Here is a 26337-nt window from a genome sequence, read left to right on the forward strand (position 1 = left end):
AAGATGGTGGAGCGGTTCCTTCCTGCGCTTGGCGCGCGAAGAACCCGCGCCGCTGCGGGCGGAGCCTTTCCAAGTCGCGGTTCAGCGAGGATCGAGAGGTGTCAGCCTTCCTCCACCTCCGCGAACACCGGATAAGCCCCCAGCAGAAAGAACAGCAGGCTCGCCAGCAGGAAGGCCGGGATCAGCGCCCACAGCATCGGCGTGTAGGATCTGGTGACGTCATAGACATGGTTGGCGAGCATCGGCGCGAGGCCGTTGCCGAAGATCATGAAGCCGTTGATCGCCCCGAACAGCGCGCCGAAGCTGCGCAGCCCGAAATGGCGCACTGCCAGATAGGCGCAGGCGTCGACCTCGGTGCCGATCGCCAGCCCCATCACCAGGAAACCGGCGCTCGCCGCCGTCGCCGAGCCGGGCAGGGCGATCAGCAGCGCGGCGGTGGCGACCGGCGCCAGCACCGCGATGCCGGCGACGCGGTTGGCGTCGAGCCGGTCGAGCAGATAGCCGCCGCCCAGGCGTCCGACGATCGCGCCGATCCCGACCAGCCCGGCGATCCCCGCCGCGCTGCCGCGGGCGAAGCCGTGCGAGACCAGGATCGGCACCGCATTGGCGACCAGTGCCGCCGCCGCCACCGACAGCAGCACCGCGGCACCGGCGAGCTTGGCATAGCGCGCCGAGCGGAACCCGTCGCGCGCCGACACCCCCGCCAGCGACCGCGCCGGGGCCGCATGCGGATCGACCGCGCGGCGCCGGTCGGTCGCGCTGGTGAACAGCAGCAGCACCAGCGGAAACACCACCACGAAGCCGATCGCCGCGATACCGATATAGCCGCCGCGCCAGCCATAGGCTTCGACCAGCCTGTTGGTGAGCATCGGCACGATCGCGCCCCCCACGCCGCTGCCGCACAGCGCGATCGCCAGCGCGAGCCCGCGATTGCGGTCGAAGAAGCTGTTGACCGCGGCGGTCCACAGCGTCGGCAGCACCGCCATCGCCCCGAACGCCATCGGAATCCACAACAGCCACCACGACAGGATCGACGGGCCGGCGAGCGACAGCGCCGCGAGCGACGCGCAGAAGAAGGTCACCCCGAACAGGGCGATCCGCCGCGGCCCGATCCGGTCGATGCCGGCGCCGATCATCGGCACCACGAACAGGGCGAGCATCGCCAGGATCAGCGGCCCCGACGAGATCTGCGCGCGGCTCCAGCCATATTGCTGCTCGAGCGGACCGATCATCACCCCGAGCGAATAGGTCTGGAAGCTCGACAGCGTCACCCCGGCGAGGCAGGCGACCAGCATCGGCCAGTTCCGCCATTCGCTCGGGGTTCCCGTCGCGCGTCGTTCGATCCCGTGCATGGCGATCCTCTCCTTCAGCGCAGGCGGTAGAGCGCGACGCGGTTCGCCGGCGAATCGATCGCGTCGGTCTGCTCGGTCGCCGGGTCGGCCGATCGCCGGCCGAATTCGCCGATCACCGCGAACGGATCGTCGGCGTCGATCTCGTAGATGGTGAGATAGGGAAGCTGCTCCTGGCCCGGCGTGACCGGCACCCCGGCCTCGAAGCGCCGGCACCCGGCGAAGCCGGGCACGGCGAGCGCGGTCGGCACATGGACCTCGTCATACCAGCGGTTGAACGCGTCCTCGCGGCCGGGCAGCGGACGGGACTGGGCGATCATCACATAGCGCGCCATCTCTATCTCTCCTTATCGTCGATCGGGGGAGCATGGTTCGGAACCGGAGCGAATGTCCCTGCATGCCATGTCGCTGTGCTGGCGCGCCATCAGGCGGGGATCCGTCGCGCGACATCGGCCGGATAGGGCATGGTCTCGGGATCGTCCGGCCGGAAATAGGCCTCGCGCACCGATGCCGGCGCGCCGGGCTCGCCGATCAGCCGAGCGAATTTCTGCCCTTCATAGGGCGCGGTCGCGAACGGCCGCACGGCGAGCGCGTCGCCGATCGTGAACAGCTGCGGCACCCGCCCGTCGAGTGCGCGCGCCAGCCCGTCGATCGGCACCCGGCCGGTCGCGAGGACCACCGCATCGACCCCGACGACGACCTCCTCCACGTCGGTGTGGACATCGTAGAGGGTGACGCTGCGCTGGCCGATGCGCCGCACCCAATGCGCGGGCACGAAGCTGACGCCGGCGCGCTTGAGCCGCTGCAGCACGAATCGCGCCTCGAAACTGTCGGTCAGCCGCGCCGACAGCGGCGCGAAGCCCGCGGTGACATAATGGACTTCGGCGCCACCACAGGCGAGGATCTCGGCGATGCCGGCGCTGGCGTGCAGCCCCTCGCCGTCGATCAGCACCACCCGGCCGGTCGGCCGCGCGCCGCCGAGCAAGATTGTCTCGGGGCGATAGACGAAGCCCTGGCCATGGCCGGGGATGTCGGCGTCGAAGCCGATGCTGCGTCCACCCTTGCTGTAGCGCGCGCCGGTGGCGACGATCACCGCGTCGGACCGCTCGGCAAGCACAACCGCGGCATCGGCCTCGACTCCGCGGCGGATATCGACCCCCAGCCGCGCCAACTCGGCCTCCCACCAGCCCGTGGCATCGCGATAATGCTCGCGCCCCGGCAGGTCGGCCCACAGCGCGAGCGCGCCGCCGAGCCGTTCGCGTGCCTCGAACAGCACCACGTCGTGCCCCTTGCGCGCGGCGGTGCGCGCCGCCTCGAGTCCGCCCGGGCCGCCGCCGACGATCACCACCCGCGAGCGCCGGATGGCGGGCGCGAAACTGTCGACGCCCCATAGCCGTTCGCGATAGCTGGCGGGGTTGATCGCGCAGCCTTGCGCGCCTTCGCTGCCGGCGGCGGTACACCAGTTGCAGGCGATGCAGATTCGGCTGTGGGCCTCGCGGCCTTCGCGCGCATTGCGGACGAATTCGGGCTCGGCGATCAGCTGCCGCGCGGCGCCGGCCATGTCGATCACCCCCGCCGCGATCGCCGCCTCGGCGTCGGCCATCGCGGTGATCCGGCCGAGCACGCTCAGCACCGGGATATCGCCCGCCGCGCCGCGCACCGCCTCGACGAACGGGCGATAATATTGCGGCACATTGAACCCCGACGGGATGCCGTGGTGGAATTGCTGGGGTTCGAGCCCGACGTCGAGATCGACATAGTCGACGAGGCCGCGGTCGCAGATCGCCTTGACCACGTCGCGGGCGGTGTCGATGCCATAGCCGCCCGCCATCATCTCGTCGCAGTTGAAGCGGATGCCGACCGCGAGGTCGTCGCCGACGCCCGCGCGCGCGGCCTGAAGCGTTTCGACTAGGAAGCGCATGCGGTTGTCGAGGCTGCCGCCATAATCGTCGTCGCGCTGGTTGAAATAGGGCGAGAGGAACTGCTCGATCAGCCCGGCATGCGAGCCGTGGAGCATGATCCCGTCGAAGCCCGCCTCGCGCAGATGCGCCGCCGACTGGCGCATCGCGTCGTGCATCGCCACGATCTCGTCGACGCTCATTTCATGGGTCGATACGGTCCGGTCGGCGATGCCATATTGGCGCACCGAGGGGCCGAGCGACGGTGCCGGCGGGCTCAGCGGCTGCCACTGGCCACAGCCGCCCCACCAGTAGAAGACCTCGCCGAAGATCTTGCCGCCGGCCGCGTGGATCGCATCGGCCATCACCCGGAAGGCGGCGATATTCTCGGGCGGATGCGGCGACGGCTGCCGGGTGCGCCCGCGCTCGTGCGCGACCAGCGCCACGATCACCAGCCCGCACCCGCCGTCCTTCACCCGCTCGGCGCTATAGGCGACGAGATCGTCCGACGGCTTGGTTCCGGCGCTCAGCGCACTGCCGTGCGGCGCGAAGAAGAAACGGTTCGGGATCTCGACCGGACCGAGCCGGATCGGCGAGAAGATGTTCGGATATTTCGGATGCACCGCCGTCTCCCCATCGCGTTTTCTTTCCCTGTCTCGTCATCCCGGACTTGATCCGGGATCTCACTTCTTCTTCGGCAGGGAGATCCCGGATCAAGTCCGGGATGACGAAGAAAGGAGGTCGTTACCCCTTCAGCCGCGGCATCACCTTGTCGGCAAACAGCTTCATCTGTTCGTAGACCAGCTCGTACGGCATGCCCCCGAAGCTGAAATTGGCGATGATTTCATAGTCGCCGACCATTTCGCGGCGGATGAGATGCTTTTCCCAGATCTGTTCGGGGGTGCCGATCAGGTTACCGCTGATATAGTCCTTATAGGCCTTGGTCGGGCCGCCGGCCGCGGCCGCCATCTCGCCGAGCGTGACATAGGTCGAATAGGAGGGGAGTGATTTGAAATGCTCGCCGCCGAACTCGTAATGGCCGGCGACCTGCGCGAACTGCGCCGCGAAATAGGCGTCGGTGTGGTCGATCACCTTCGCCTCGCTGTCGAAGCAGATGATGAAATCGCTGATGATGAACGGCGGGGCCGCGCGGTGGTGGAGTGCCTCGAAGGTGCTGCGATAGGTCTCGATCTCGGGCAGCGCATGGCTCCAGTCGCCCTGCGAGAAGCGCAGCGCCTTGAGCCCGTAGCGCGCCGCGACCTCGGCCGAGGAGGGCGACATGCTGACCATCACGGTGCGGTCCCGGAACGAGCCCTCGGGCCGCGGACGGACCTCGACCGGAGGCTGCTTGTACCATGTGCCGTCGGCCTGGACGATGCCGGTCTCGAGCCCCTCCATGATGATCAGCGCCGCTTCGTCGAACATCGCGCGCGAGTCGGCGAGGTCGGATCGGAAGCCCTTGAACTCGCGGCGGGCGGCCCCCCGGCCCATGCCGAGGATCACCCGGCCCTCGCTCAGATGATCGAGCATCACCGTCTTCTCGACCACCCGCAGCGGGTCGTTCCACGGCAGGATCACCGCCGCTGGCATCAGCTTGATCGTGCGGGTCTTCGCCGCGACATAGGTCAGCAACTGCAGCGGATCGGGGCAGGCGGCATAATCGGTGAAATGATGCTCGACCGCCGCGGCGAAATCGAACCCCATCGCCTCGGCCTCGATCGCGATCTGCGTCTCCCGCCGGAAGAACTCGCCGTCGGACATGCCATGGAGATTCTGGAAGCCCAGATGGACACCTACTTGCATCGCACAGTCTCTCTTCGCTGATCGGGGGAAGGTTGGGGGGCGGCCTCAGGCGGCGGCCAGGATCGGTTCTTCGCCGTTGAGCGTGCAGCGGTGCAGCCGGCGGCCGCTGGCCTCGTCGAACGGCAGCACCCGGTGCATCGTCCCGGTATTGTCCCAGATCAGCAGATCACCCATCCGCCACCGGTGGCGATAGACATAGGATGGCTGGGTCGCGTGCCGCATCAGCCGCTGGAGCAGGTCGTGGCTCTCGGCCGGGTGGAGACCGACAATGTGCGACGCCGAGGTGCTCAGCACCAGCGACTTGCGCCCCGATTTGTGTCGCCACACCAGCGGATGGACCCGTGCCGGATAGCTGCACCACAAGGCGAACTCTTCGGGGCTGCAGTCGCGCTTGGCGGGAAACAGCGCCGCCTGCATCGTATGGACCACCTCCAGCCCGTCGAGCCGCGCCTTGTCGTCGTTGGACAGATCGTCATAGGCGGCGTAATTATTGGCGAATTCGGTGTCGCCCCCCTCGGCCGAGAGGACGCGCGGGCTCAGCATCGACGCGAAGGGCGGGCGCTCCTCATAGGTGCCGTCCATGTGCCAGAGCTGGCTGCCGAAGAAGAACTGCGCATATTCGGGGTTCTGGCTCTTATCCATCGTGACCTTGAGCAGCCCCTCGTCGCCCTCCTTCTTGACCGCGCCGAGGCGCAGATCGCCCATGCTGCGCGCCAGCGTGCGCAGCCCGTCGTCGTCGAGACCGGCGTCGCGCACCACCAGCACGCCGCGTTCGACCAGCAGCGCGCGGATTGTCGCGGCATGGTCGCCGCTTGTCAGGCCGGCGGCGTCGATCGCCAGTTCGGACGCGATCCGCGGTTCCAGTGCGATCGTCGGCAGCGCCATCGGTTCGGATCCTCTCCAGCATCGCCGATCCGCCCCGCCTGGTTTCAGGCTCCGCCGGGCGGCCGGCGATTCGTCATGGGCATATTTGTTGCCTTTACCGTTTCAAATATCAAGAGGGCGCGCGCGGGCCGGTCCGATTTTTCGGCAGTTGCGACGGAAACCGGCGGGTCAGCGGCTTTCGAGCTGTTCCTTGAGCGTCGCGGTCTCGAGCATCGCCGCGAGCAGCAGCTTCTTCAGCCGCCGGTTCTCGGCCTCGAGCGCGGCGGCGTCGGCGGACGGAGGCGCCTCGCTTGCTCCGGCCGCAGGCGCCAGCAATCCGTGGAGGAACAGGCCGACGCAATAGCGCGTATGGTGCTCGATCTCGGCGTCGGACAGCGTCAGCCCCCAGGCGGTCATCGTCGGTGGGCCGCACACGACCAGGTAGAGAAAGGCGATCGCGGCCTCGTTCCACGCGGTGGGACCGCTGCCGTCGGGGGCGATCCGGCGGTGGAACAGGTCGGCGAGATAGTCGATCGTGCGCGCGGTGCCGTGGCGGTAGGTGAACACGCCGATGTCGGGGCGGCGGCCCGATTCGGCGTTGGTGATCCGCATCAGCCGCAGCCCGGCGGGGGTCATGATATTGTCGACCAGGATCCGGCCGACGCTCTGCAGCGTCTCCTCGAGATCGTCGGTCTCGGCCGCCTGCAGCCGTTCGAGCGGGATGATCCACTCCTCGATCGCGCGCTCGAGCGCCGCCTTGAACAGCGTCTCCTTGTCGCCATAGCGCAGATAGACGGTGCGCTTGGCCATCCCCGCCGCGGCGGTGATCGCCTCGATGCTGGTGCGCTCGAACCCCTGTTCGAGGAACAGGTCGAGCGCCTTGTCGAGCAGTTGCTCGTTGCTCAGCGTCGGCCGGCCGGGGCGGCGCTTGGGGACGGGCTTCGTCGTCGCGTGGTTCATGGGTCGTATCTAGGCACTTTCGCACCCCGGGGTCTACAAATACCCCCGTTCAGGCGGCCGTCAGCAGTCCCGCGAGCGCGCGGAACAGGTCGTCGGCGCGGAACGGCTTCATCAGCTGCGGTATCTCGGCGGGAATATCGTCGGGTGCGGTGACATATCCGGTGACCAGCAGCACCGGCAGCCCGGGGGCGATTGCCCGGGCTGCGCGGATCAGCTCGCCGCCCGAGCGCCCGGGCATGACATAGTCGGTCACCAGCGCGTCGAAGCCGGTGTCGCCGGCGAGGATCGCCAGCGCCTCGTCGACCCCGCCGGCCTCGACCACCTGATGCCCGCCCTCGCGCAGCATCTCGGCGGTGGTCCGCCGCACCGCCATATTGTCGTCGACCAGCAGGATGCGGCGGCCGGGAGGCAGGATCGCGGCGGCCGGGCTGGCCGCCGGTTCGGGCAGCGCGCGGCTGCACGGCAGCAGCAGGGTCGTGGTGGTGCCGGCGCCGACGACGCTCTCGAGCCGCAGCGCGCCGCCCGACTGCCCGGCAAAGCCGTGAGCCATCGACAGGCCGAGGCCGCTGGCCTCGCCATTGGGCTTGGTGGTGAAGAAGGGCTCGATCGCCCGCTTGAGCGTGGCCGCGTCCATCCCGCCGCCGGTGTCGGCGATGGCGATCGCGACATAGTTGCCGGGTGGCAGTCCCGCTGCTTGTGTCGTCGTGGCGGGCATCGCGCCGATCGTCAGCGTCCCGCCGTCGGGCATCGCGTCGCGGGCGTTGAAGGCGAGGTTGAGGATCACCAGCTCGAGCTGGGCGGGATCGGCATCGATCATCGGCAGCTCCGTCGGCGCGTCGATCCGCAGCAGGATCGACGGCGGCAGCGAGCGGCGGATCAGCTCGGCGGTCGCCTCGAGCAGCCGGGCGGGGGCGACCGGTTCGGGTGCGAGCGGCTGGCGCCGCGCGAAGCCGAGCAGCCGCGCCACCAGGTCGCGGGCGCGCTCGGCGCTGGTCAGCGCGGCGTCGGCGATCCGCTTGGTGCGGTCGTCGGCGGCGCGGCGGCGGATCAGGTCGATTCCGCCGACGATCGGGGTCAGCAGATTGTTGAGGTCGTGCGCGACCCCACCGGTCAGCCGGCCGAGCGCCTCCATCCGCTGGGCGTGGAGCGCCGCCGCCTCGCGGGCGTGCATCGCACGCAGCTGTGCCTGCAGCAGCCGCGCGAGCAAGGCGAGCAGGGGCAGGCAGAGCAGCGCCGCCGCGATCAGCACCAGCAGGGCGTTGCGTTGCGGCGCCGACACCGCGTCGGCCGAGGTGCGCACGCAGACCGTCCAGCCGGTGTCGGTCACCGGCGCGCAGGCATCGATCCGGCCGTCGCCGACGGTCGAGGGGGCGAAGGCGCGCGGGCCTTCGGGGCGGGTCGTCGCGACCTCGCGGCGCTTGCGATCGAGGATCGCCGCGCTCCAGCCTGGTGCAAGGCGTTGAAAGTGCAGCAATTCGGTCAGCCGCTCGCCCAGGATCACCGCCGACGCGACATAGATCACCCGGCCGTCGCGAACGACCGGCGCGCGCACCGCGAAGCCGAGATCGCCATGCGGCCCGGGGACGACGTCGCCGACCGCCGGCCGCGCGGTCCGCACCACCCGGGCGAGGCTGGCGGGCTCGATCACCCGTCCGTTGGACGGGCCGCCGACCGGATGCGGGACATCGATCAGCCGCTGTCCGGATATGTCGGCGATCGAGATCGTGCGCCAGTCGGACTGGATCGCCGCGACCCGGGCGCCCAGCGTCCGCAGGCGGTCGGCGTCGAGCCCGTGATCGAAGGCGGGTGACTGGGCGATCATCGCGATCGCGCGCTGGCTGGCCTCGAGCTTCTCGGCGAGCAGCGCGGCCGCGAAGCGCGCATCGATCGTCGCGACCGCGCGCACCGTATCGCGCTGCGCCCGGAAGCTCAGCACGCCATAGGTCCCGCCGAGAATGACGATCGGAAGCAGGCCGGCAATGCCGAGAAGCGCAAGCGAGCGACGCACGTCCGGATCATTCCCCTTTGGCCGTGGCGCACCCTAAAGCCAGCACGGTGCCGATGCCAACGCTCTAAAATGTCTGAAATATGCCGAATTTCGCACTTGGGTTGGTTATGGTGGGCCGAGCTCGATCCAGACCGGCGCATGATCGCTGCTTTTCTCCCATCCCCGGACATGGCGATCGACCTCGGCCGCGGCCAGCCGCCCGGCGATCGCCGGGCTCAGCAGCAGATGATCGATCCGCAGCCCGGCATTGCGGGCATAGGCATTCCGGAAATAGTCCCAGAAGGTGTAGATCGTCTCGTCGGGATGGCGCGTGCGCAGCGCATCGGTCCAGCCTTGGCCGATCAGCCGCGCATAGGCGGCACGGACCTCGGGCGCGAACAGTGCGTCGTCGGTCCAGCGTTCGGGTTTGTAGACGTCGCGCTCGGTCGGCATGACGTTGTAGTCGCCCGCCAGGATCGCCGGCACGCCCGCGGCGATCAGATCGGCGGCATGGTCGATCAGCCGCTCGAACCAGGCGAGCTTATAGTCGAACCTGGGTCCCGGCCGCGGATTGCCGTTGGGCAGATAGAGCCCGCCGATCAGGATGCCGTTGACCGCGGCCTCGATATAGCGGCTGCTCGCATCGTCGAAGTCGGGCAGGCCGCGCCGGGTCTCGACCGGATCGCCGATCCGGCTGAGGATCGCGACCCCGTTCCAGCTCTTCTGCCCGTGCCAGATCGGACTGTAACCCGCGGCGCGGATCGCCGCCTCGGGGAATTTCTCCTGCGGCGCCTTCAATTCCTGGAGGCAGACGATGTCGGGCTCGGCCTCGGCGAGCCAGCGCAACAGCACCGGCAGCCGGCCGTTGACCCCGTTCACATTATAGGTCGCGATCTTCATGCCCGCTTCAACATCGCGCAGCACAGGGCTGTTCCGTTCCGGGCGGCCCGCCCCCATATCGGGGCGATGGCCACCCAACCCGACCTGTTCGCCGCGCCGCTGATCCCCGGCCTGACCTTTGCCGAGGACATCATTTCTCCCGCCGAGGAGCAGGCGCTGATCGACGCGATCGATGCGGTCGATCTCGAACCCTTCCGCTTCCAGGGCTGGACCGGCAAGCGACTGACCGCGTCGTTCGGCTGGCGCTATGACTTCGACGATCGCAGCTTCGGCGAGGTCGATCCGATCCCCGACGCGATGCTGCCGCTGCGCGCGAAGGCGGCGGCGTTCGCCGGGCTGGCGGCCGAGACGCTCGTCCAGATGCTGCTGATCCGCTACGATCCGGGCGCGGGGATCGGCTGGCACCGCGACCGGCCGGTGTTTGAGCATGTCGTCGGCATCTCGCTCGGCAACCCGGCGATCCTGCGGCTGCGCCGGCGCACGCCGGGCGGGTTCGACCGCGTCGCGCTGCCGGTGGCGCCGCGCTCGATCTATCATCTGCGCGGCGAGGCGCGCACCGACTGGGAACATGGCATCGCGCCGATGGCGGTGCCGCGCTGGTCGATCACCTTCCGGACGCTGCGATAAAGCGCGGATAAGTGCGGGCGCACGGTTGCGCCTGGCCGATGGTCGCGCCATCCTGCGCGCGCAAGGCTGGGGGAGTGGCATGGCGGTCGAAGGCGGGCATCAGGGGCATGGGCCCGAGCATGGGCTCGAGCGGATGATATTTTTCTCCGACGCGGTGTTCGCGATCGCGATCACCCTGCTGATCATCGAGGTTCATGTCCCGCACCTTCATGCGGACGCGGGCAATGGCGAATGGCTGGAGGCGCTGGCCGGCCTCACCCCGAGTTTCGGCGCCTTCGCCTTGAGCTTCCTCGTGATCGGATCGATCTGGGCGAACCACCACCAGATGATGGCTTATCTGGCCCGCTACAATGCGCGGCTGCTCTGGCCGAACCTGCTGATGCTGATGGCGATCGCGTTCCTGCCCTTCTCGACGGCGTTGCTCGCGACCGGTGCCGATGCGCAGATTCCCTACAGCTTCTACGCGGTATCGCTGCTGGTTGCGGCACTGTTCAAGACCTGGCTGACGCTGGTCGCGCTGCGGCCCGACCTGATCGCGCCCGGCGTCGATCCCGCACGGATCGCGGTCGAACGGCGCCGCGCCTGGATCATGCCGGCGGCGGCGGTGCTCACGGTCGGCCTGACCTTCTTCACCCATTATTGGGCGATGCTGGGGATGGCACTGATCATGGTGGTGCGACGGTTGCCCGGGTTCAGGCTGCCGCCCGAACGAGCCTAGCGTTTACGCCATCCGGAGCGCGATCTCGCTCATGAAGCGGGCGTCGTTGCCCTCCGCCAGCCAGGGTGCCTCCCGGGCGATCGCGCCGAGCATCTGCGTGAGATCGTCCATCTCGGCCTTGGCGTAATTGCCGAGCACATAAGGCGACACCCGGTCCTTGTGGCCGGGATGGCCGATGCCGATCCGCACCCGGCGATAGGCATTGCCGACATGCGCCTCGGTCGATCGCAGGCCGTTATGCCCGGCGGTGCCACCGCCGGTCTTCACCTTGATCTTGAACGGCGCGAGGTCGAGTTCGTCGTGGAAGACGGTGACGTCGCCGACCTCGCCCTTGAAGAAGCGCAGCGCCTCGCCGACCGCGCGTCCGCTCTCGTTCATGAAGGTCGCCGGCTTGACCAGCAGGATCCGCTCGGTCCCGATCCGACCGGCGCTCGTCCAGCCCTGATACTGCTTCTTCCATGGATCGAAACCATGGACCTCGGCGATCGCGTCGACCGCCATGAAGCCGACATTGTGCCGGTTGAGCGCATATTGTGCGCCAGGATTGCCGAGGCCGACCCAGATCTGCATCGCCGCGCCTTAAGGGAAGGCGAGGGGGGACGGCAAGCCGTACCGATCTAAGACCGATATGGTTGCGTCCCCCCGTTGCCGCAGGCGAGGTGCAGGGCTAGCCTGCGTCGACATCGGTGGGAGTTTGCGTGATGAAAGCTCGGCGGCTGGCGGCGACGATCGGACTGGCCGCGATGCTGGCGTCCTGCGGCGGAGGCGGCGGGGGGAGCAGCGGCGGTTCTACCGGCGGCACCGTAACGCCGACGCCGACGCCGACTCCCACGCCGACCGGCACCACCTGCTCGCTGCGCGACCGGCAGGACTGGGCGGCGGCGCAACTGCGCGAATGGTATCTGTTTCCCGAGACGTTGCCGGCGACGCTCGACCCGTCGTCTTATGCGACCGTCGATGCCTATATCGACGCGCTGACCGCCAATGCCCGCGCACAGGGGCGCGACCGCTATTTCACCTATCTGACATCGATCGCCGAGGAGAATGCCTTCTTCTCCTCGGGGTCGAGCGCGGGCTTCGGCATCCGCCTGTCGATCGACAGCAGCGCGCGGCGGGTGTTCGTCACCGAGGCGTTCGAGGGTGCGCCGGCGCTTGCCGCCGGGATCGACCGCGGCACCGAGATATTGGCGATCGGCACCAGTGCATCCGATCTCAGGACGGTCGGGGCGATCATCGCCGCCGAAGGATCGACCGGGGTCAACAATGCGCTCGGGCCGGCGACCGCCGGGGTCAGCCGGCTGCTGCGGGTCAGCATCGGCGGCGTCACCCGCGACATCAGCATCGCCAAGGCCGATTACAATCTCACCCCGGTGTCGAGCCGCTATGGCGCCAAGGTGATCGACGATGGCGGGCGCAAGGTCGGCTATGTCAATCTGCGCACCTTCATCACCAGCGCCGACACCCCGTTGCGCGATGCGTTCGCGAGCTTCCGCGCGCAGGGCATCACCGAGGTGATCGTCGATTTCCGCTATAACGGCGGCGGGCTGATCTCGATCGCACAGTTGATGGGCGATCTGCTCGGCGGGGGACGGTCGACCTCGGACGTCTACAACTACACCACCTACCGCTCGGAAAAATCCTCGAACAACGAGACGCGGACCTTCGCGCCGAAGACCCAGTCGATCGCCGCGACCAAGATCGCCTTCATCGGTCTGGCGGGGACGGCCTCGGCCAGCGAACTCGTCATCAACGCCTTCACCCCCTATCTCCACGCCAATTCGGCGCTGATCGGCACCAACACCTATGGCAAGCCGGTCGGCCAGATCGCGCTCGACCGGTCGGCCTGCGACGATCGGCTGCGGGTGATCGCCTTCGCGCTGCAGAACGCGTCGCGGCAGGGCGATTACTATAGCGGCCTCGCCGGCAAGGTCGAAGCGAGCTGCCAGGCGACCGACGATCTCGCCAATCCGATGGGCTCGGCGCAGGAGGGATCGACCCGCCAGGCGCTCGACTTTCTCGCCGGCCGCAGCTGCACCGCGATCGCCGCCAGCACCGGCCAGACCTCGCAGGCGCTGCGATCGACCGGCACCCGCGAGCTGCTGACCGCCGACAAGCCGACCCCCGCCCAGCGCGAGGTGCCGGGGCTGTATTGAGGCCCAACGAGGATTCAACGGAGCCGAAGGCTCCGCAAGGCCGACCGGCCGCCCGAGCTTATTGCGAGGAAGCCAAGGGACGCGGATGCGTCCCGCCCGGCGTTTGAGGGCGCCCGACAATGTCGGGCAAAAACAAAAAGGCCCCGGCGATCGCTCGCCGGGGCCTCTCTGTCTTATGGGATCGAAAGGATCAGCCTTCGCTGCTCTCTTCCGAACCTTCTTCGGCGGCCGGAGCCTCTTCCTCGGTCGCTTCGGCGGCTTCTTCAGCGGCTTCGGCTTCCTCGGACTTCAGCGCCGACGGCGCGACGATCGTTGCGATCGTCAGCTCGCCATCGTCGACGGCCTTGGCGCCCTTGGGCAGCTTGACCGACGAGAGATGGATGGCATCGCCGACGTCGAGGCCCTTGAGCGAGATGCTGATCTCGCTGGGGATCTCGGCGGCATCGACGGTCAGGCCGAGGTCATGGACGACGATGTTGAGCACGCCGCCGCGCTTGATGCCGGGCGACAGCTCTTCGTCGGTGAAGTGGACGGGGACGTCGACGGTGACCTGCGAATGCTCGCCGATGCGCAGGAAGTCGGCGTGGAGCGGACGGTCGGTGACCGGGTGGAACTGAACGTCCTTGGGCAGCGCGCGGATCTTCTTGCCGGCCACGTCGAGCATGATGACGCTGTTGAAGAAATGCCCGGTGTGGAGCAGCTTCATCAGCGCCTTTTCTTCGAGGTGAACCGAGGTCGGCTCCTGCTTGTTGCCGTAGATAACGGCGGGGACGCGGCCTTCACGACGCATGGCACGGGAGGCTCCCTTGCCTGCCCGATCACGCGTCTCAGCCGACAGGTCGAGCACATCGCTCATAGTCTGTCTCCAGTTCGCTTAAGTGTTTCCAAAACCCGACTGCCTCCAGGGATGACCAGACGGGATGGGCGCGCATAGGGGAATGGGGACGGAAACGCAAGGCCGGAAGGGTTAGAAGACCTTGCGGCGGGTGTTGAGAATCTGGCCACCGCTCAGCCGGCCGAAGCGGCGTACCGACCAGGGCTGGATCTTCGCCGCGGGCTCGACGTCGAGCACTGCGCGCCGGGCCTCCTCGCGCCAGATATTCTTGAGATAGCCCGGATGGTCGCTGAGCCGCTCCCAGACGATGCCGGCTTTGGCCGCCATCTGGCTGGCGATGCTGTCGAGACTGATCGTGCTGCTGCCCATCGAATACCCATCCTTCGCCGGGATGATTAGCCGATTCGCGAGGCGTGCGCTGTGATGCGGCGCACGGGCGACGCTTCATCCAATCCGTTCGTGTCGAGCGGCTTCTGGCCGTCGGGCTGGTCGCTTTCATATTGGACCGCATAAGACAGCCGTCCCTTGACCGGCCCGAACAGCACCGTGTCGATCGCGGTGGTCGATCCGGCGGTGGTGCCGCCGCGCTGGCCATAGACCGAAGCTTCCTCGGTCAGGGTGATGCGGTCGACCGGCTTCCAGCGCACCGCGAGCGATCCGCGCCCGGCGATGCGGCTCTCGCGCGGTTCCTCGTAGAATTGGGTGTAGCGGAAGGCGGGGCCGACATCGACGTCGATCTTGAGATCGGGCCTGTCGACCAGCGTCACGCCGAGGCCGGCACCGGCGGTGAGGCGCTCGCGATAGCCGAGCGAGCGGTCATGCTCATATTGGGTCAGCCCATAAGTGTAGAAGCCCGGGCTGAGCAGATAGCGCGGCTGATAAGCGGCGAGGATGCGTTCGGTGGTCGGCTGGCCATCGGTCTGCTGATAGTCGATCCGCGCGGTGAGCGAATGGGTCCAGTGCAGCCCCTTGCGTTCGCCTTTGACCGACCCGTAGAGGCCAAGCGTGTCGGTATTGCCGGTGGTGCGGCTGCCGCCGACCTCGACCTGGCCCTTCCACAGCGAGAACAGGCTCGCGCTCGCCAGCCGCTCGCGCTCGGCCTCGAGCTTTTCGGCCTGCGCCGTCCGCTGCTGGTTCTGATAGTCGTCGAAGATCGCCTCGATCTCGGCGGCGCTGTCGGGTGCGGTCTTCTTCGCGACCGAGGTCACCGCCGCGATCGTGACGGCGTCCTTCGAGGCGATCGCGGTGTCGATCATCGCGCGGATCGGCGGCGGGATCGGCACCGCCAGCGCGGGAACGGCGACCGTTCCGGACAGGGCGATGGCGGAGCGGATGAGGGCGCGGCTCATCTTGTCCTTTCAGCTTGGCAAAGGGCAGGCCCGATTGGCCGGGCATGCCTGTACCCAGCTTGAACGACGACCGGAAAGCGCGGGTTCCCGCAGTTTTATCTTATCCGCTCAACCTTGACGCCTTCCTCGGCGAGCATCGTCTGGACCGACAGCGGCCCGGCGAGATGGCCCGCGCCGACCGCGACGAACACCGTGCCGGGGGTGGCGAGCCGGTTCTTGAGCCATTTCGCCCAGGCGGCGTTGCGCTGCTTGAGCAGCACGTCGCGCAGATGCGGGGTCAGATCCTCGTCGCTCTCGAACGCCTTGGCGATCGCGCGTTCGTCGCCGCGCGACCAGCTCTTGAGCATCTTGGCATAGTCCGACCTGGCATTGCCGCGCCCGTCGACCATCGAGGTCAGCAGCTCGCGCTGGTCGGCCTCGGACAGGTCGGCGAACAATTTGAGCTGCTGCGACGCGGTCTCCAGCGCCTCGATCTTCTTCGGCGCGGTGGGGTTCTCGAACGACGGCACCAGGCTCTGCTCGACACCGGCGCCGCGTTCGGCACCGACGTCGCGCATCATCGCCCCCATCAGCATGAACGCCGCCTGCCAGGTCGGCATGCGATCGAGCGTCTGCTCCTGCAGCCCCGACTGCTGGAGCAACGCGAGCAACGGCTTGCGGCTCTTGGCCGGCACCCGCTCGGCGATCGGCGGCAGGCTGGGATCGGGCGGCGGCATCAGCCGGTAGATCGCGCCCGGATCCTTGTCGATCAGCGTCTCGATCACCAGCGTGTCGGCGGAGGCGATCGCCGCCTCGAGCCTGGGGTCGCGCCACTGGAAGCCGGCGGGCAGCGCGTGGATCGTGCCGTAGAGATAGATGGTGGTGTCGGCGTCGCCGAACTTCCACATCGCCGGCGACGGCGCCTGGAGCGAACCGGCCGAGAGCGGGGTGGCGGCCAGCAGCGGGGAGGCCAGGGCGATGACGGCGGCGAGCGCGCGGCGGAAGAGCTTCATGGCTCTAGAGTAGGACGGCCGGCGGTCGATTATAAGTGCGGGCTGCCGCTTATCCTCCGCCAGCCTTGTTGACCCTGCCGGGCCCATGACGCAAAGGGCGTTTCCGTTTCCGCCACCCGTGATGAAGGCAGTCCCTTGGCCAGCAAGCCGCTCTCGTTCCAGCGCCTGATCCTGACCCTCCACGATTATTGGGCCGAACAGGGCTGCGCGATCCTCCAGCCCTACGACATGGAAATGGGCGCGGGCACCTTCCATCCGGCGACGACTCTACGTGCGCTCGGCCCCGACGAATGGAACGCCGCCTATGTCCAGCCGTGCCGCCGGCCGACCGACGGCCGCTATGGCGAGAACCCCAACCGGCTCGGCCATTATTATCAGTATCAGGTGATCCTGAAGCCCAACCCGTCGAACCTGCAGGAACTCTATCTCGGCTCGCTCGCGCGGATCGGCATCGACCCGCTGCTCCACGACATCCGCTTCGTCGAGGACGACTGGGAGAGCCCGACGCTGGGCGCCTGGGGGCTGGGCTGGGAGGTCTGGTGCGACGGCATGGAAGTGTCGCAGTTCACCTATTTCCAGCAGGTCGGCGGCTATGACTGCAAGCCGGTCGCGGGCGAGCTGACCTACGGCCTCGAACGGCTGGCGATGTACATCCAGGGCGTCGACAATGTCTACGACCTCGCCTTCAACGATCCGGTGCCGGGCAAGAACCGCGCGGTCAGCTATGGCGACATCTTCCTCGAGAATGAGCGCCAGTTCAGCGCCTATAATTTCGAGGCGGCGAACACCGAGACGCTGTTCACCCAGTTCACCCTGGCCGCCGACGAATGCCGCGCGCTGCTCGACCGCGACACGCCGCTGCCGCTGCCGGCCTATGACCAGGCGATCAAGGCCAGCCATATCTTCAACACGCTCCAGGCGCGCGGGGTGATCTCGGTCGCCGAGCGCCAGGCCTATATCGGCCGCGTCCGCGAACTGGCGAAGGGGGCCTGTGCCGCCTGGATGCGCCACAACGGGTGGGAGGCGTGACGATGGCCATGCAATTTTCCCCTCTCCCACTTGGGGAGAGGGAGGGGCCCAAGCCGCAGGCTTGGGAGGGTGAGGGCACGCGCTTGCCTTATGCGCTGCCGCTTGCCTCGTGCCCTCACCCTCCCACCGCTGCGCGGCGGGCCCCTCCCTCTCCCCTGCAGGGAGAGGGAATGCTGGAGATCGCCCGATGACCGATTTCCTGCTCGAACTCCTCTCCGAGGAAATCCCCGCGCGGATGCAGGAGAAGGCGTCGGCCGATCTCGCGCGGCTGTTCGGCGACGAACTCGCCAAGGCCGGGCTCAAGCCCGACAGTTTGATCAGCTACGTCACCCCGCGCCGGCTCGCGCTGATCGCGACCGGCCTGCCGCTCGAGACCGCCTCGGTGTCGGAGGAGATCAAGGGGCCGCGCGCCGATGCGCCCGAGCAGGCGCTCGCCGGCTTCCTCGGCAAGACCGGGCTCAGCCGCGACCAGCTCGTCGAGCGTACCGATGCCAAGGGCAACACGGTGCTGTTCGCGGTGATCGACAAGCCGGGCCGGGCGACCGCGACGGTGCTCGCCGAGGCGATCCCGGCGATCGTGCGCGCCTTTCCCTGGCCCAAGTCGATGCGGTCGGGCACGGCCTCGATCTCGACCAGCGCGCTGCGCTGGGTGCGTCCGCTCCAGGGGATCGTCGCACTGCTCGGCGACGATGTCGTCCCGTTCGAGATCGACGGCGTCGCCAGCGGCGCCGCGACCGTCGGCCACCGCTTCCACCACAGCGGGCCGATCACGATCGGCAATGCCGGCGACTATGCCGCCAAGCTGCGCGCCTGCCATGTCATCGTCGATTCCGAGGAGCGCCGCACGATCATCCGCGACGCCGCCGCGATCGCCGCCGACGGCGCCGGGCTGACCGTGATCCCCGACGAGGGCCTCGTCGCCGAAAATGCCGGGCTCACCGAATGGCCGGTGCCGCTGCTCGGTCATTTCGATCCGGCCTTCCTCGACGTGCCGCGCGAGGTGATCCAGCTCACCCTGCGCACCAACCAGAAATATTTCGTGCTCAACGGCGCCGACGGCAAGCTCGCGCCGGCGTTCATCTGCACCGCCAATATCGAGGCGAAGGATGGCGGCGCGGCGATCGTCGCGGGCAATGGCAAGGTGCTGGCGGCCCGGCTGTCGGACGCCAAATTCTTCTGGGAGCAGGATCTCAAGATTCCGCTCGACGCCTATCTGCCCAAGCTCGAAGCCATGCTCTTCTACGAGGGCATGGGGACGTTGCGCGCGAAGGCCGACCGGATCGCCGCGCTGTCGGCCTGGATCGCGAACGCCTATTTTCCCGAGCGGGACCCCGAAACCGCGGCGCGTGCGGGGCTGCTCGCCAAGGCCGATCTGGCCACCGCGATGGTCGGCGAGTTCCCCGAACTGCAGGGCGTGATGGGCGGCTATTATGCCGACCGCGCCGGCGAGAAGCCGGGGACGGTGTCGGCGTTGCAGCAGCAATATGTCGCCGCGGTCGAAGGCTGCATCCCGGCCTGCGTCGCGCTCGCCGACCGGATCGACACGCTCGCGGCTTTCTTTGCACGCGGCATCAAGCCGACCGGGTCGAAGGATCCGTTCGCGCTTCGCCGCGCCGCGCTGCAGACGATCCAGACGATCCTGGTCAACGGCACCCGCATCCGGCTGCTCGTGGCGTTCGAGCAGGCGAAGGCCGGGCTGGGCGAGGGCGGCAGCGGCCTCGACAGCGGCGAACTGCTCGACTTCTTCGCCGACCGCCTCAAGGTCCAGCAGCGCGAGGCGGGCATTCGCCACGACCTGATCGACGCGGTGCTGGCGCTCGGCGGCGAGGACGATCTCGTCCGGCTGCTCGCGCGGGTTCAGGCGTTGCAGGCGTTCGTCGGGACCGAGGATGGCACCAACCTGCTCGCCGGCTACAAGCGCGCCGCCAATATCCTGAAGAAGGAAGGCGGGGTGCCCGAGGGCGCGTCGTCCGTGCCGGACTATGATCCGGAAGCGGCTGAAGCGGCGCTGGTGGCCGCTCTCGCGGCGGCCGAGCCGCAGGCGCAGGCCGCGGTCGAGGCCGAGGATTTTGCCGGCGCGATGTCGGCGCTGGCCTCGCTCAGGGGACCGATCGACGCATTCTTTACCGATGTTATCGTCAACGACGCTAATACGAACAAAAGAAACACGCGTCTGGCCATTCTTGATAAATTTCGTGCTGCGGTGCACAATGTTGCCGACTTCTCGAAAATAGAAGGCTGATTCGATTGCCCAAACCCCATGAAAGGGGAGGGGCCGTGCAGGAGGAAGTGACGGCGTATGACGGCGCATTATGTCTATCGTTTCGGCGGCGGCGTGTCCGACGGCGGCAAGGGCGACAAGAATCTGCTCGGCGGCAAAGGCGCGAATCTCGCGGAGATGGCGTCGATCGGCCTGCCGGTTCCCCCGGGCTTCACCATCTCGACCGAGATGTGCGCGCGCTATTATGAGGAAGGCGAGGCCTTTCCCGCCAGCCTGAAGGACGAAGTCGCCAACGGCATCGCCCATATCGAGGCGATCACCAACAAGAAGTTCGGCGACGCGTCCGACCCGCTGCTGGTGTCGGTGCGCTCGGGCGCGCGGATCTCGATGCCGGGGATGATGGACACCGTCCTCAACCTCGGCCTGAACGACCAGACCGTCGAAGGGCTGGTCGCCACGTCGGGCGATGCGCGCTTCGCCTGGGACAGCTATCGCCGCTTCATCCAGATGTATTCGGACGTCGTCCTCGAGCTCGATCACAGCGCCTTCGAGGAAGCGCTCGAGATCGCCAAGGAAGACAAGGGCTATAATCTCGACACCGAGCTGACCGCCGACGACTGGCAGAAGCTGGTCGGCCGCTACAAGGAGCTGGTGGTCGAGCTGTGGGACGGCAAGCCCTTCCCGCAGGACGTCCACGAGCAGCTGTGGGGCGCGATCGGCGCGGTGTTCGGGTCATGGCAGTGCGAGCGCGCCAAGATCTATCGCCGGCTCAACGACATCCCCGGCGAATGGGGCACCGCGGTCAATGTCCAGGCGATGGTGTTCGGCAATATGGGCGACACCTCGGCGACCGGGGTCGCGTTCACCCGCGATCCGTCGAAGGGCGACCGCGCTTATTATGGGGAGTTCCTGATCAACGCGCAGGGCGAGGACGTCGTTGCCGGCATCCGCACCCCGCAATATCTGACCAAGCAGGCCCGCGAAAATGCCGGTGCCAAGCCGGCGTCGATGGAAGAGGCGCTGCCGACCGTCTATGGCGAGCTCGCCAAGGTGTTCGACCTGCTCGAAGTCCATTATCGCGACATGCAGGACATCGAGTTCACGGTGCAGCAGGGCAAGCTGTGGATGCTGCAGACGCGTAGCGGCAAGCGCACCGCGCAGGCCGCGCTCAAGATCGCGGTCGACATGGCCAATGAAGGGCTGATCACCGAGGAAGAGGCGGTCGCCCGTGTCGACCCGGCGGCGCTCGACCAGCTGCTCCACCCGACACTCGATCCCAAGGCGCATCGCGACGTCATCGCCAAGGGCCTGCCGGCATCGCCGGGTGCGGCCTCGGGCCAGGTCGTGTTCGACGCCGACACCGCCGAGAAGCGCGCCGAACTGGGCGACGCGGTGATCCTGGTGCGCACCGAGACGAGCCCCGAGGACATCCACGGCATGCACGCCGCCAAGGGCATCCTTACCGCGCGCGGCGGGATGACCAGCCATGCGGCGGTCGTCGCCCGCGGCATGGGCCGCCCGTGCGTGTCGGGGGTCGGCAGTCTCGCGATCGACGTCAAGGCGAAGAGCTTCCGCGTCGCCGGCCGCGAGGTCCGCGAGGGCGACATCATCACCATCGACGGCGCCACCGGCGAGGTGATGCTCGGCGCGGTGCCGACGGTGCAGCCCGAGCTGGCCGGCGATTTCGGCACGTTGATGGGCTGGGCCGACAAGGTCCGGCGTCTGAAGGTTCGCGCCAATGCCGAGACCCCGCTCGACTGCAAGACCGCGCGGATCTTCGGCGCCGAGGGCGTCGGTCTCTGCCGCACCGAGCATATGTTCTTCGATGCCGCGCGGATCACGCTGGTTCGCCAGATGATCCTCGCCGAGGACGAGAAGGGCCGCCGCGTCGCGCTCGACAAGCTGCTGCCCGAGCAGCGCGCCGACTTCACCGCGATCTTCGAGATCATGTCGGGCCTGCCGGTGACGATCCGCCTGCTCGATCCGCCGCTCCACGAATTCCTGCCGCACGAGGAGGCCGATTTCGTCGAGGTCGCCACCGCGACCGGGATCGGGGTCGAGGCGCTGCGCCGCCGCGCGACCGAACTGCACGAATATAATCCGATGCTCGGCCATCGCGGCTGCCGTCTCGGCGTGACCTATCCCGAGATCTACGAGATGCAGGCGCGGGCGATCTTCGAGGCGGCGTGCGACGTCGCCGCCAAGGACGGCGGCATCGCGCCGCCGATCCCCGAGGTGATGGTGCCGCTGGTCGCGACCAAGCGCGAGCTCGAGCTGATGAAGGCGGTGATCGACAAGGCGGCCAAGGCGGTGTTCGCCGAACGCGGGGTCACCCTCGAATATCTGGTCGGCACGATGATCGAACTGCCGCGCGCGGCGCTCAAGGCCGGCGAGATCGCCGAAGTCGGCGAGTTCTTCTCGTTCGGCACCAACGATCTCACCCAGACCACGCTCGGCGTCTCGCGCGACGATGCCGGCCGCTTCCTGACGACCTATGTCGACAAGGGCATCTATGCGCGCGATCCGTTCGTCACCCTCGATGTCGAGGGCGTCGGCGAACTGATCGAGATCGCCGCCGAGCGCGGTCGCAAGACCCGCCCGAACATCAAGCTCGGCATCTGCGGCGAACATGGCGGCGACCCCGCCTCGATCGCCTTCTGCGAGACGATCGGGCTCGATTATGTCTCGGCCTCGCCCTATCGCGTGCCGATCGCCCGGCTGGCGGCGGCGCAGGCGGCGCTCAAGAATCGGGGCTGATCTTCCCAGCGCGGTACCGGCGCGGCAATAAGGGCGGATGAGCGACATCCGCCCAACCGCCCCAGGTGCCCGGATCGTCGCGCTCGACACGCTGCGCGGGATCGCGCTGGCGGGGATATTGCTGATCAACATCCTCGGCATGGCGGGTCCGGTGGCGATGGACCGGCCGATAGGCCCGCCGCTATTGGCCGACGGCGACTGGCAGGTCTGGCTGCTCGCGCAGATGTTCGTGCACGGGGCGATGCGCGGGCTGTTCTCGATGCTGTTCGGGGTCGGACTGCTGATCTTCCTCGATCATGGCGACGAGGCGGAGCGCGCGCGGCTCTATGCGCGGCGGCTCGGCCTGCTGTTCCTGTTCGGGGTGATCGACGCGACCCTGTTGCTGTGGCCCGGCGACATATTGACGACCTATGCGCTGACCGGGATCCTCGTCTTCGCGATGCGCGGGCTGCCGCGCAGCCATATGATCGTCGCGGCGCTGGTGATCCTCGTCTTCGTCGCCTTGTGGCAGGCGGGCGACGCCGCGCTGATGCCGCCGGGCGCGGATGTCTACACCACCGCGATGTGGGACCGCGAGGAGGCGGCGCGGCTCGGCGGCTATGGCGATACTTTGGCCTATATGGCTGCGGTGAGCTGGGCATGGACGGTCAATGCCGGCAGCCTGCGCTGGGTCGGAGATGCCGCCGGACCGATGCTGATCGGGATCGTCCTCTATCGCAGCGGGGCGTTCGACCGCGACAGCGCGCTGCCCGGCCGGCTGGCGCTGTTCGGCTATGGCATCGGCCTGCCGGTGCGGATCGCGCATGTGATGCTGGTGTGGCGCGCGGGCGGCGAGGCGTCGGCGCTGTCGGACCTGCTCGACCAGCCGGGGCGGCTGGCGATGACGCTGGGCCATCTCGGCCTGTTCCTGCTGCTGTGGCGCGGCGCCGGCTTCCGCGCCTGGAGCCGGCCATGGGCGCGGTTCGGCCGGATGGCGCTGACCTTCTACCTGATGCAGAACCTGATCGGCGCGTGGGTCTTCTCGGGCTTCGGGCTCGGGCTATGGGGCAGCGTCGGCGGCTGGTCGGCCTGGGGCATCGCCGGCCTGATCGTCGGCGGCCAGATGATGATGGCGGCGATCTGGCTGCGCTGGTTTGCTTATGGGCCGGTCGAATGGCTGTGGCGCTGGGGGACCTATGGGGTGCGGCCACACATCGTCGCCCCGGCCCCCGGATCGGGGCGACGAAAATGATGCTTTCAGGCGAACAGCCGGGCGTGCTCGTCGGTCTTGCCGCTGGCCAGCAATTCGGCCTGCTCGCGCCAGCGCTGGTCGGCGATCGTGCCGGCGGGCAAGGCGAGCCGGCCCTCGAGCGCGGCTTCGTCGGCGGCGCTGAGCGCGACGATATCCTTGTAGCGGTGGATGCCGACATCGTTGAGCCGAACCTCGCCATTGCGGCCGACGCCGTAGATGCGGGCGAGGTCGTCGCGATTACCCGCCGCTGCCGCGGCGATCGATCCGGCGGTCGAGCCGGTCACCGGGCTGCCGATGTCGCGGCGTTCGAGTTCGGCGATCCGGGCATTGGCGGCGGCGCTGCGCGCGCCATGCGCCTCGATATCCTTCTCCAGCGCGATGCGCCGGTCGCGTTCGCCGGCGAGTTCGACGATCCGTGCCTCACGTTCGTCGCGCGCGCGTTCGGCCTCGATCCGCGCCGCGCGTTCGGCCTCGTACGCCTTGCGCCACTTGCGGCCACCGGCGAGCATGAACAGGCCGAGCAGCCAGCCGAGCACGAACACGAGCCCGACGATCGCCCATTGGTTGGTGGTGAAGTCGAACATTAGCTGAAGCTCTCCCATTTCTGGCGGCGATAACCGTTTCGGGGGAGTAGCGTTCCGTACGCTTGGTCGCACTGCACCAAAACGGCACAGTGACGATCAACCTAGTGCATCATGTTGTCGGAGATCGAGCAGGCCGCCGGTCCGAGGATGACGATGAACAGCACCGGCAGGATGAACAGGATGAGCGGCACCGTCATGATCGCCGGCAGCCGGGCGGCCTTTTCTTCGGCGCGCATCATCCGTTCGTGGCGGAATTCGGCCGACAGCACGCGGAGCGCGCCTGCCAGCGGGGTGCCATATTTCTCGGTCTGGATCATCGTCGTGACGACGCCGCGGATCGCATCGAGATTGACGCGCTGGGCGAGATTTTCGAGCGCCATGCGGCGGTCGGTCAGGAAGCCGAGTTCGATCGCGGTCAGCGCGAATTCGTCGCCGAGTTCGGGATAGGCCTTGGCGAGTTCGCGCGAGACGCGGTTGAAGGCCATGTCGACGGTCAGGCCCGCCTCGGCGCAGATCACCATCAGGTCGAGCGCGTCGGGCAGCGCCTTGCGGATCGCGGTCTGACGCTTGGTCATCAGATTCTTCACATAGATGTCGGGCGCCTTGTAGCTGCCGATCAGCGCGCCGGCGACGAGCATATAATGTTTGAACGCGCTCCATTCGGGAAACCAGTGGAGCACATAGACGCCGATTACCGCGGTCCCGCCGATCAGCACCGGCGCCACCAGCCGGAAGAAGATCACGGTGATCGCGGCGTCCTTGGTACGGATGCCGGCGCGGGCGAGGTTGAGCGATGCCGCCTTGAGCTGCGAATCCTGGAGCATCTTGGCCGACGACAGGAATTTCTTCATCCGGTCGACCGAGACGCTGTTCTTCTGTTCGAGCTTGGCGCGGCGGCGGGTCTTCGAGGCGGCGACGCCGGCCTTCAACTGTTCGCGGCGGTCGTTGAGCGCGCGCACCCGGCGCGCCATCGGATCGCGGCCCATCGTCCTGATCACCGAATGGCCGAGGATCAGCATCACCACCGCGGTGGCGAGTGCCATCGCGATCGAGATCAGGGTGCGGTAGAAATGGGCGTCGACGGGATGTGGGGGCATGTCAGATCTCGAAATTGATCATCTGGCGCATGATGAAGGCGCCGATCGCCATCCAGACCATGCCCACCATGCCGGCGATCATCAGCCGCATGTCGGTGAAGAAGCCGCCCATATAGGCCGGGCTGATGAAGCTGATGATGCCGAACACCATGAACGGCAGCACGCCGATGATCCAGGCCGAGGCCTTGGATTCGGACGACATCGCCGCGATCTTGAGCTTCATCTGCATCCGCTTGCGCAGCACGTCGGACAGGTTCGACAGGGTCTCGGCGAGGTTGCCGCCGGTCTCGCGCTGGATCGCCAGGGTGATCACGAAGAACTGGAACTCGGCGGTGCCGAGCCGGTCGGCGGTTTCCTGGAGCGCGCCTTCGAGGGTGCGGCCGATCTTCATGCGATCGGACACCGCCTGGAATTCGCTGCCGACCGGGCCTTCGATCTCGCCGGCGACCGCGCCCATCGTCTCGGCGATCGGCAGGCCGGCGCGCAGGCCGCGGACCAGCAGTTCGATCGCGTCGGGAAAACGCGCGATGAAGGCGGCGAGCCGCCTTCTGGCGACGATGCCGAGCACCATCCGCGGCAGGCCGAGCCCGCAGGCGGCGGCGAAGACCAGCGCCATCCAGAAGGGGAGGCCGGCGATCAGCAGCGCGAAGAAGGGGAGGCCGGCGGCGAGCCCCGATCCGACATAATAATGCTGGACCGGCCAATGCTTGCCGGCGGCTTCGATCCGGCGCTGTATCTCGTGCGGATCGAGCACCAGCCGCATCATCAATGTCGGCTTGCCCTTGGCGATCGCCGCGCGGCTCATCAGCAGCTTGCGGACCTGCTCGCTGACCACCGCCTCGCCCGAGACATTGTGGCGTCCGCGCACCGCCGCCAGCCGCCGCGCCTTGGCGCGCTGCGCCTGCGGCTGCACCAGCAGCCACGCCATCAGCAGCATGCCGCCCAGCAGGGTGGCGAAGAGGATCAGCATCGTCACGGGACGT

Annotated in this window: 23 protein-coding genes; 7 read left to right on the plus strand and 16 right to left on the minus strand. The window is 67.9% G+C overall.

Annotated features, from left to right (window positions below; genetic code table 11):
* Window positions 1–101: 101 nt before the first annotated feature.
* The 8 genes from AC1RM6_RS00665 to xth all read right to left on the minus strand — a co-directional run bounded on the left by AC1RM6_RS00665 (window position 102) and on the right by xth (window position 9761).
* A complete protein-coding gene (locus AC1RM6_RS00665; protein ID WP_493097658.1) occupies window positions 102–1352 on the minus strand; it encodes an MFS transporter in 1251 nt (416 codons plus the stop codon).
* A 14-nt stretch (window positions 1353–1366) separates the two neighbouring features.
* Window positions 1367–1684: an EthD domain-containing protein gene (locus tag AC1RM6_RS00670; protein WP_493097659.1), complete on the minus strand. Its 318-nt coding sequence runs from the start codon at window positions 1682–1684 to the stop codon at window positions 1367–1369.
* A gap of 89 nt (window positions 1685–1773) precedes the next feature.
* Window positions 1774–3870 (minus strand): oxidoreductase, encoded by a 2097-nt coding sequence (locus AC1RM6_RS00675; RefSeq protein ID WP_493097660.1) that lies wholly within the window; start codon window positions 3868–3870, stop codon window positions 1774–1776.
* A 121-nt stretch (window positions 3871–3991) separates the two neighbouring features.
* Window positions 3992–5050 carry an LLM class flavin-dependent oxidoreductase gene (locus AC1RM6_RS00680; RefSeq protein WP_493097661.1) on the minus strand — a complete coding sequence of 353 codons (1059 nt, stop codon included), beginning with the start codon at window positions 5048–5050 and terminating at the stop codon, window positions 3992–3994.
* Window positions 5051–5095: 45 nt separating this feature from the next.
* A complete protein-coding gene (locus tag AC1RM6_RS00685; protein ID WP_493097662.1) occupies window positions 5096–5935 on the minus strand; it encodes a TauD/TfdA dioxygenase family protein in 840 nt (279 codons plus the stop codon).
* A 168-nt stretch (window positions 5936–6103) separates the two neighbouring features.
* Window positions 6104–6874, minus strand: a complete 771-nt coding sequence (locus AC1RM6_RS00690) for a TetR/AcrR family transcriptional regulator (protein ID WP_493097663.1) — start codon at window positions 6872–6874, stop codon at window positions 6104–6106.
* A 49-nt stretch (window positions 6875–6923) separates the two neighbouring features.
* Window positions 6924–8882 (minus strand): ATP-binding protein, encoded by a 1959-nt coding sequence (locus AC1RM6_RS00695; RefSeq protein ID WP_493097664.1) that lies wholly within the window; start codon window positions 8880–8882, stop codon window positions 6924–6926.
* A gap of 105 nt (window positions 8883–8987) precedes the next feature.
* Window positions 8988–9761 carry an exodeoxyribonuclease III gene (xth, locus tag AC1RM6_RS00700; protein WP_493097665.1) on the minus strand — a complete coding sequence of 258 codons (774 nt, stop codon included), beginning with the start codon at window positions 9759–9761 and terminating at the stop codon, window positions 8988–8990.
* A 66-nt stretch (window positions 9762–9827) separates the two neighbouring features.
* On the opposite strand from xth, the gene AC1RM6_RS00705 reads away from it, so the two are divergent.
* Complete coding sequence (locus tag AC1RM6_RS00705) at window positions 9828–10388, plus strand: alpha-ketoglutarate-dependent dioxygenase AlkB (RefSeq protein ID WP_493097666.1); 561 nt, start codon at window positions 9828–9830, stop codon at window positions 10386–10388.
* Window positions 10389–10467: 79 nt separating this feature from the next.
* On the plus strand, window positions 10468–11106 hold the full coding sequence (locus tag AC1RM6_RS00710) for a TMEM175 family protein (protein WP_493097667.1): 639 nt from the start codon (window positions 10468–10470) through the stop codon (window positions 11104–11106).
* A 3-nt stretch (window positions 11107–11109) separates the two neighbouring features.
* On the opposite strand, the gene pth is transcribed toward AC1RM6_RS00710, so the two are convergent.
* Complete coding sequence (gene pth, locus AC1RM6_RS00715) at window positions 11110–11676, minus strand: aminoacyl-tRNA hydrolase (protein WP_493097668.1); 567 nt, start codon at window positions 11674–11676, stop codon at window positions 11110–11112.
* Window positions 11677–11807: 131 nt separating this feature from the next.
* On the opposite strand from pth, the gene AC1RM6_RS00720 reads away from it, so the two are divergent.
* On the plus strand, window positions 11808–13259 hold the full coding sequence (locus AC1RM6_RS00720; protein WP_493097669.1) for a S41 family peptidase: 1452 nt from the start codon (window positions 11808–11810) through the stop codon (window positions 13257–13259).
* Window positions 13260–13449: 190 nt separating this feature from the next.
* On the opposite strand, the gene AC1RM6_RS00725 is transcribed toward AC1RM6_RS00720, so the two are convergent.
* The 4 genes from AC1RM6_RS00725 to AC1RM6_RS00740 all read right to left on the minus strand — a co-directional run bounded on the left by AC1RM6_RS00725 (window position 13450) and on the right by AC1RM6_RS00740 (window position 16435).
* The gene (locus tag AC1RM6_RS00725; RefSeq protein ID WP_493097670.1) at window positions 13450–14115 is read right to left on the minus strand and encodes a 50S ribosomal protein L25/general stress protein Ctc; all 666 of its coding nucleotides are present in this window, start codon (window positions 14113–14115) and stop codon (window positions 13450–13452) included.
* Between the two features lie 111 nt (window positions 14116–14226).
* Window positions 14227–14463, minus strand: a complete 237-nt coding sequence (locus AC1RM6_RS00730) for a hypothetical protein (protein ID WP_493097671.1) — start codon at window positions 14461–14463, stop codon at window positions 14227–14229.
* A 26-nt stretch (window positions 14464–14489) separates the two neighbouring features.
* On the minus strand, window positions 14490–15443 hold the full coding sequence (locus AC1RM6_RS00735) for a DUF481 domain-containing protein (protein WP_493097672.1): 954 nt from the start codon (window positions 15441–15443) through the stop codon (window positions 14490–14492).
* A gap of 95 nt (window positions 15444–15538) precedes the next feature.
* Entirely contained in the window at window positions 15539–16435 is an 897-nt protein-coding gene (locus AC1RM6_RS00740) for a TraB/GumN family protein (RefSeq protein ID WP_493097673.1), read from the minus strand.
* A 135-nt stretch (window positions 16436–16570) separates the two neighbouring features.
* Here AC1RM6_RS00740 and AC1RM6_RS00745 point away from each other — a divergent pair, with 135 nt between their 5' ends.
* From AC1RM6_RS00745 to AC1RM6_RS00760, 4 genes are all read left to right on the plus strand, one after another.
* A complete protein-coding gene (locus AC1RM6_RS00745) occupies window positions 16571–17464 on the plus strand; it encodes a glycine--tRNA ligase subunit alpha (protein WP_493097674.1) in 894 nt (297 codons plus the stop codon).
* A gap of 187 nt (window positions 17465–17651) precedes the next feature.
* A complete protein-coding gene (gene glyS, locus AC1RM6_RS00750) occupies window positions 17652–19706 on the plus strand; it encodes a glycine--tRNA ligase subunit beta (protein WP_493097675.1) in 2055 nt (684 codons plus the stop codon).
* 57 nt (window positions 19707–19763) lie between these two features.
* Window positions 19764–22442 (plus strand): pyruvate, phosphate dikinase, encoded by a 2679-nt coding sequence (gene ppdK / locus AC1RM6_RS00755; protein ID WP_493097676.1) that lies wholly within the window; start codon window positions 19764–19766, stop codon window positions 22440–22442.
* 37 nt (window positions 22443–22479) lie between these two features.
* Window positions 22480–23673, plus strand: coding sequence for a DUF418 domain-containing protein (locus AC1RM6_RS00760; RefSeq protein WP_493097677.1), 1194 nt, complete (start codon window positions 22480–22482; stop codon window positions 23671–23673).
* 5 nt (window positions 23674–23678) lie between these two features.
* Here the strand turns inward: AC1RM6_RS00760 and AC1RM6_RS00765 are convergent, their stop codons facing one another.
* The 3 genes from AC1RM6_RS00765 to AC1RM6_RS00775 all read right to left on the minus strand — a co-directional run bounded on the left by AC1RM6_RS00765 (window position 23679) and on the right by AC1RM6_RS00775 (window position 26324).
* Window positions 23679–24257, minus strand: a complete 579-nt coding sequence (locus AC1RM6_RS00765) for a helix-hairpin-helix domain-containing protein (protein ID WP_493097678.1) — start codon at window positions 24255–24257, stop codon at window positions 23679–23681.
* A 101-nt stretch (window positions 24258–24358) separates the two neighbouring features.
* Window positions 24359–25354 carry a type II secretion system F family protein gene (locus tag AC1RM6_RS00770; protein ID WP_493097679.1) on the minus strand — a complete coding sequence of 332 codons (996 nt, stop codon included), beginning with the start codon at window positions 25352–25354 and terminating at the stop codon, window positions 24359–24361.
* A 1-nt stretch (window position 25355) separates the two neighbouring features.
* Window positions 25356–26324, minus strand: coding sequence for a type II secretion system F family protein (locus AC1RM6_RS00775; RefSeq protein WP_493099486.1), 969 nt, complete (start codon window positions 26322–26324; stop codon window positions 25356–25358).
* Window positions 26325–26337 lie beyond the last annotated feature (13 nt).

It is taken from the genome of Rhizorhabdus sp. GW822-FHT03C02, assembly GCF_058801765.1.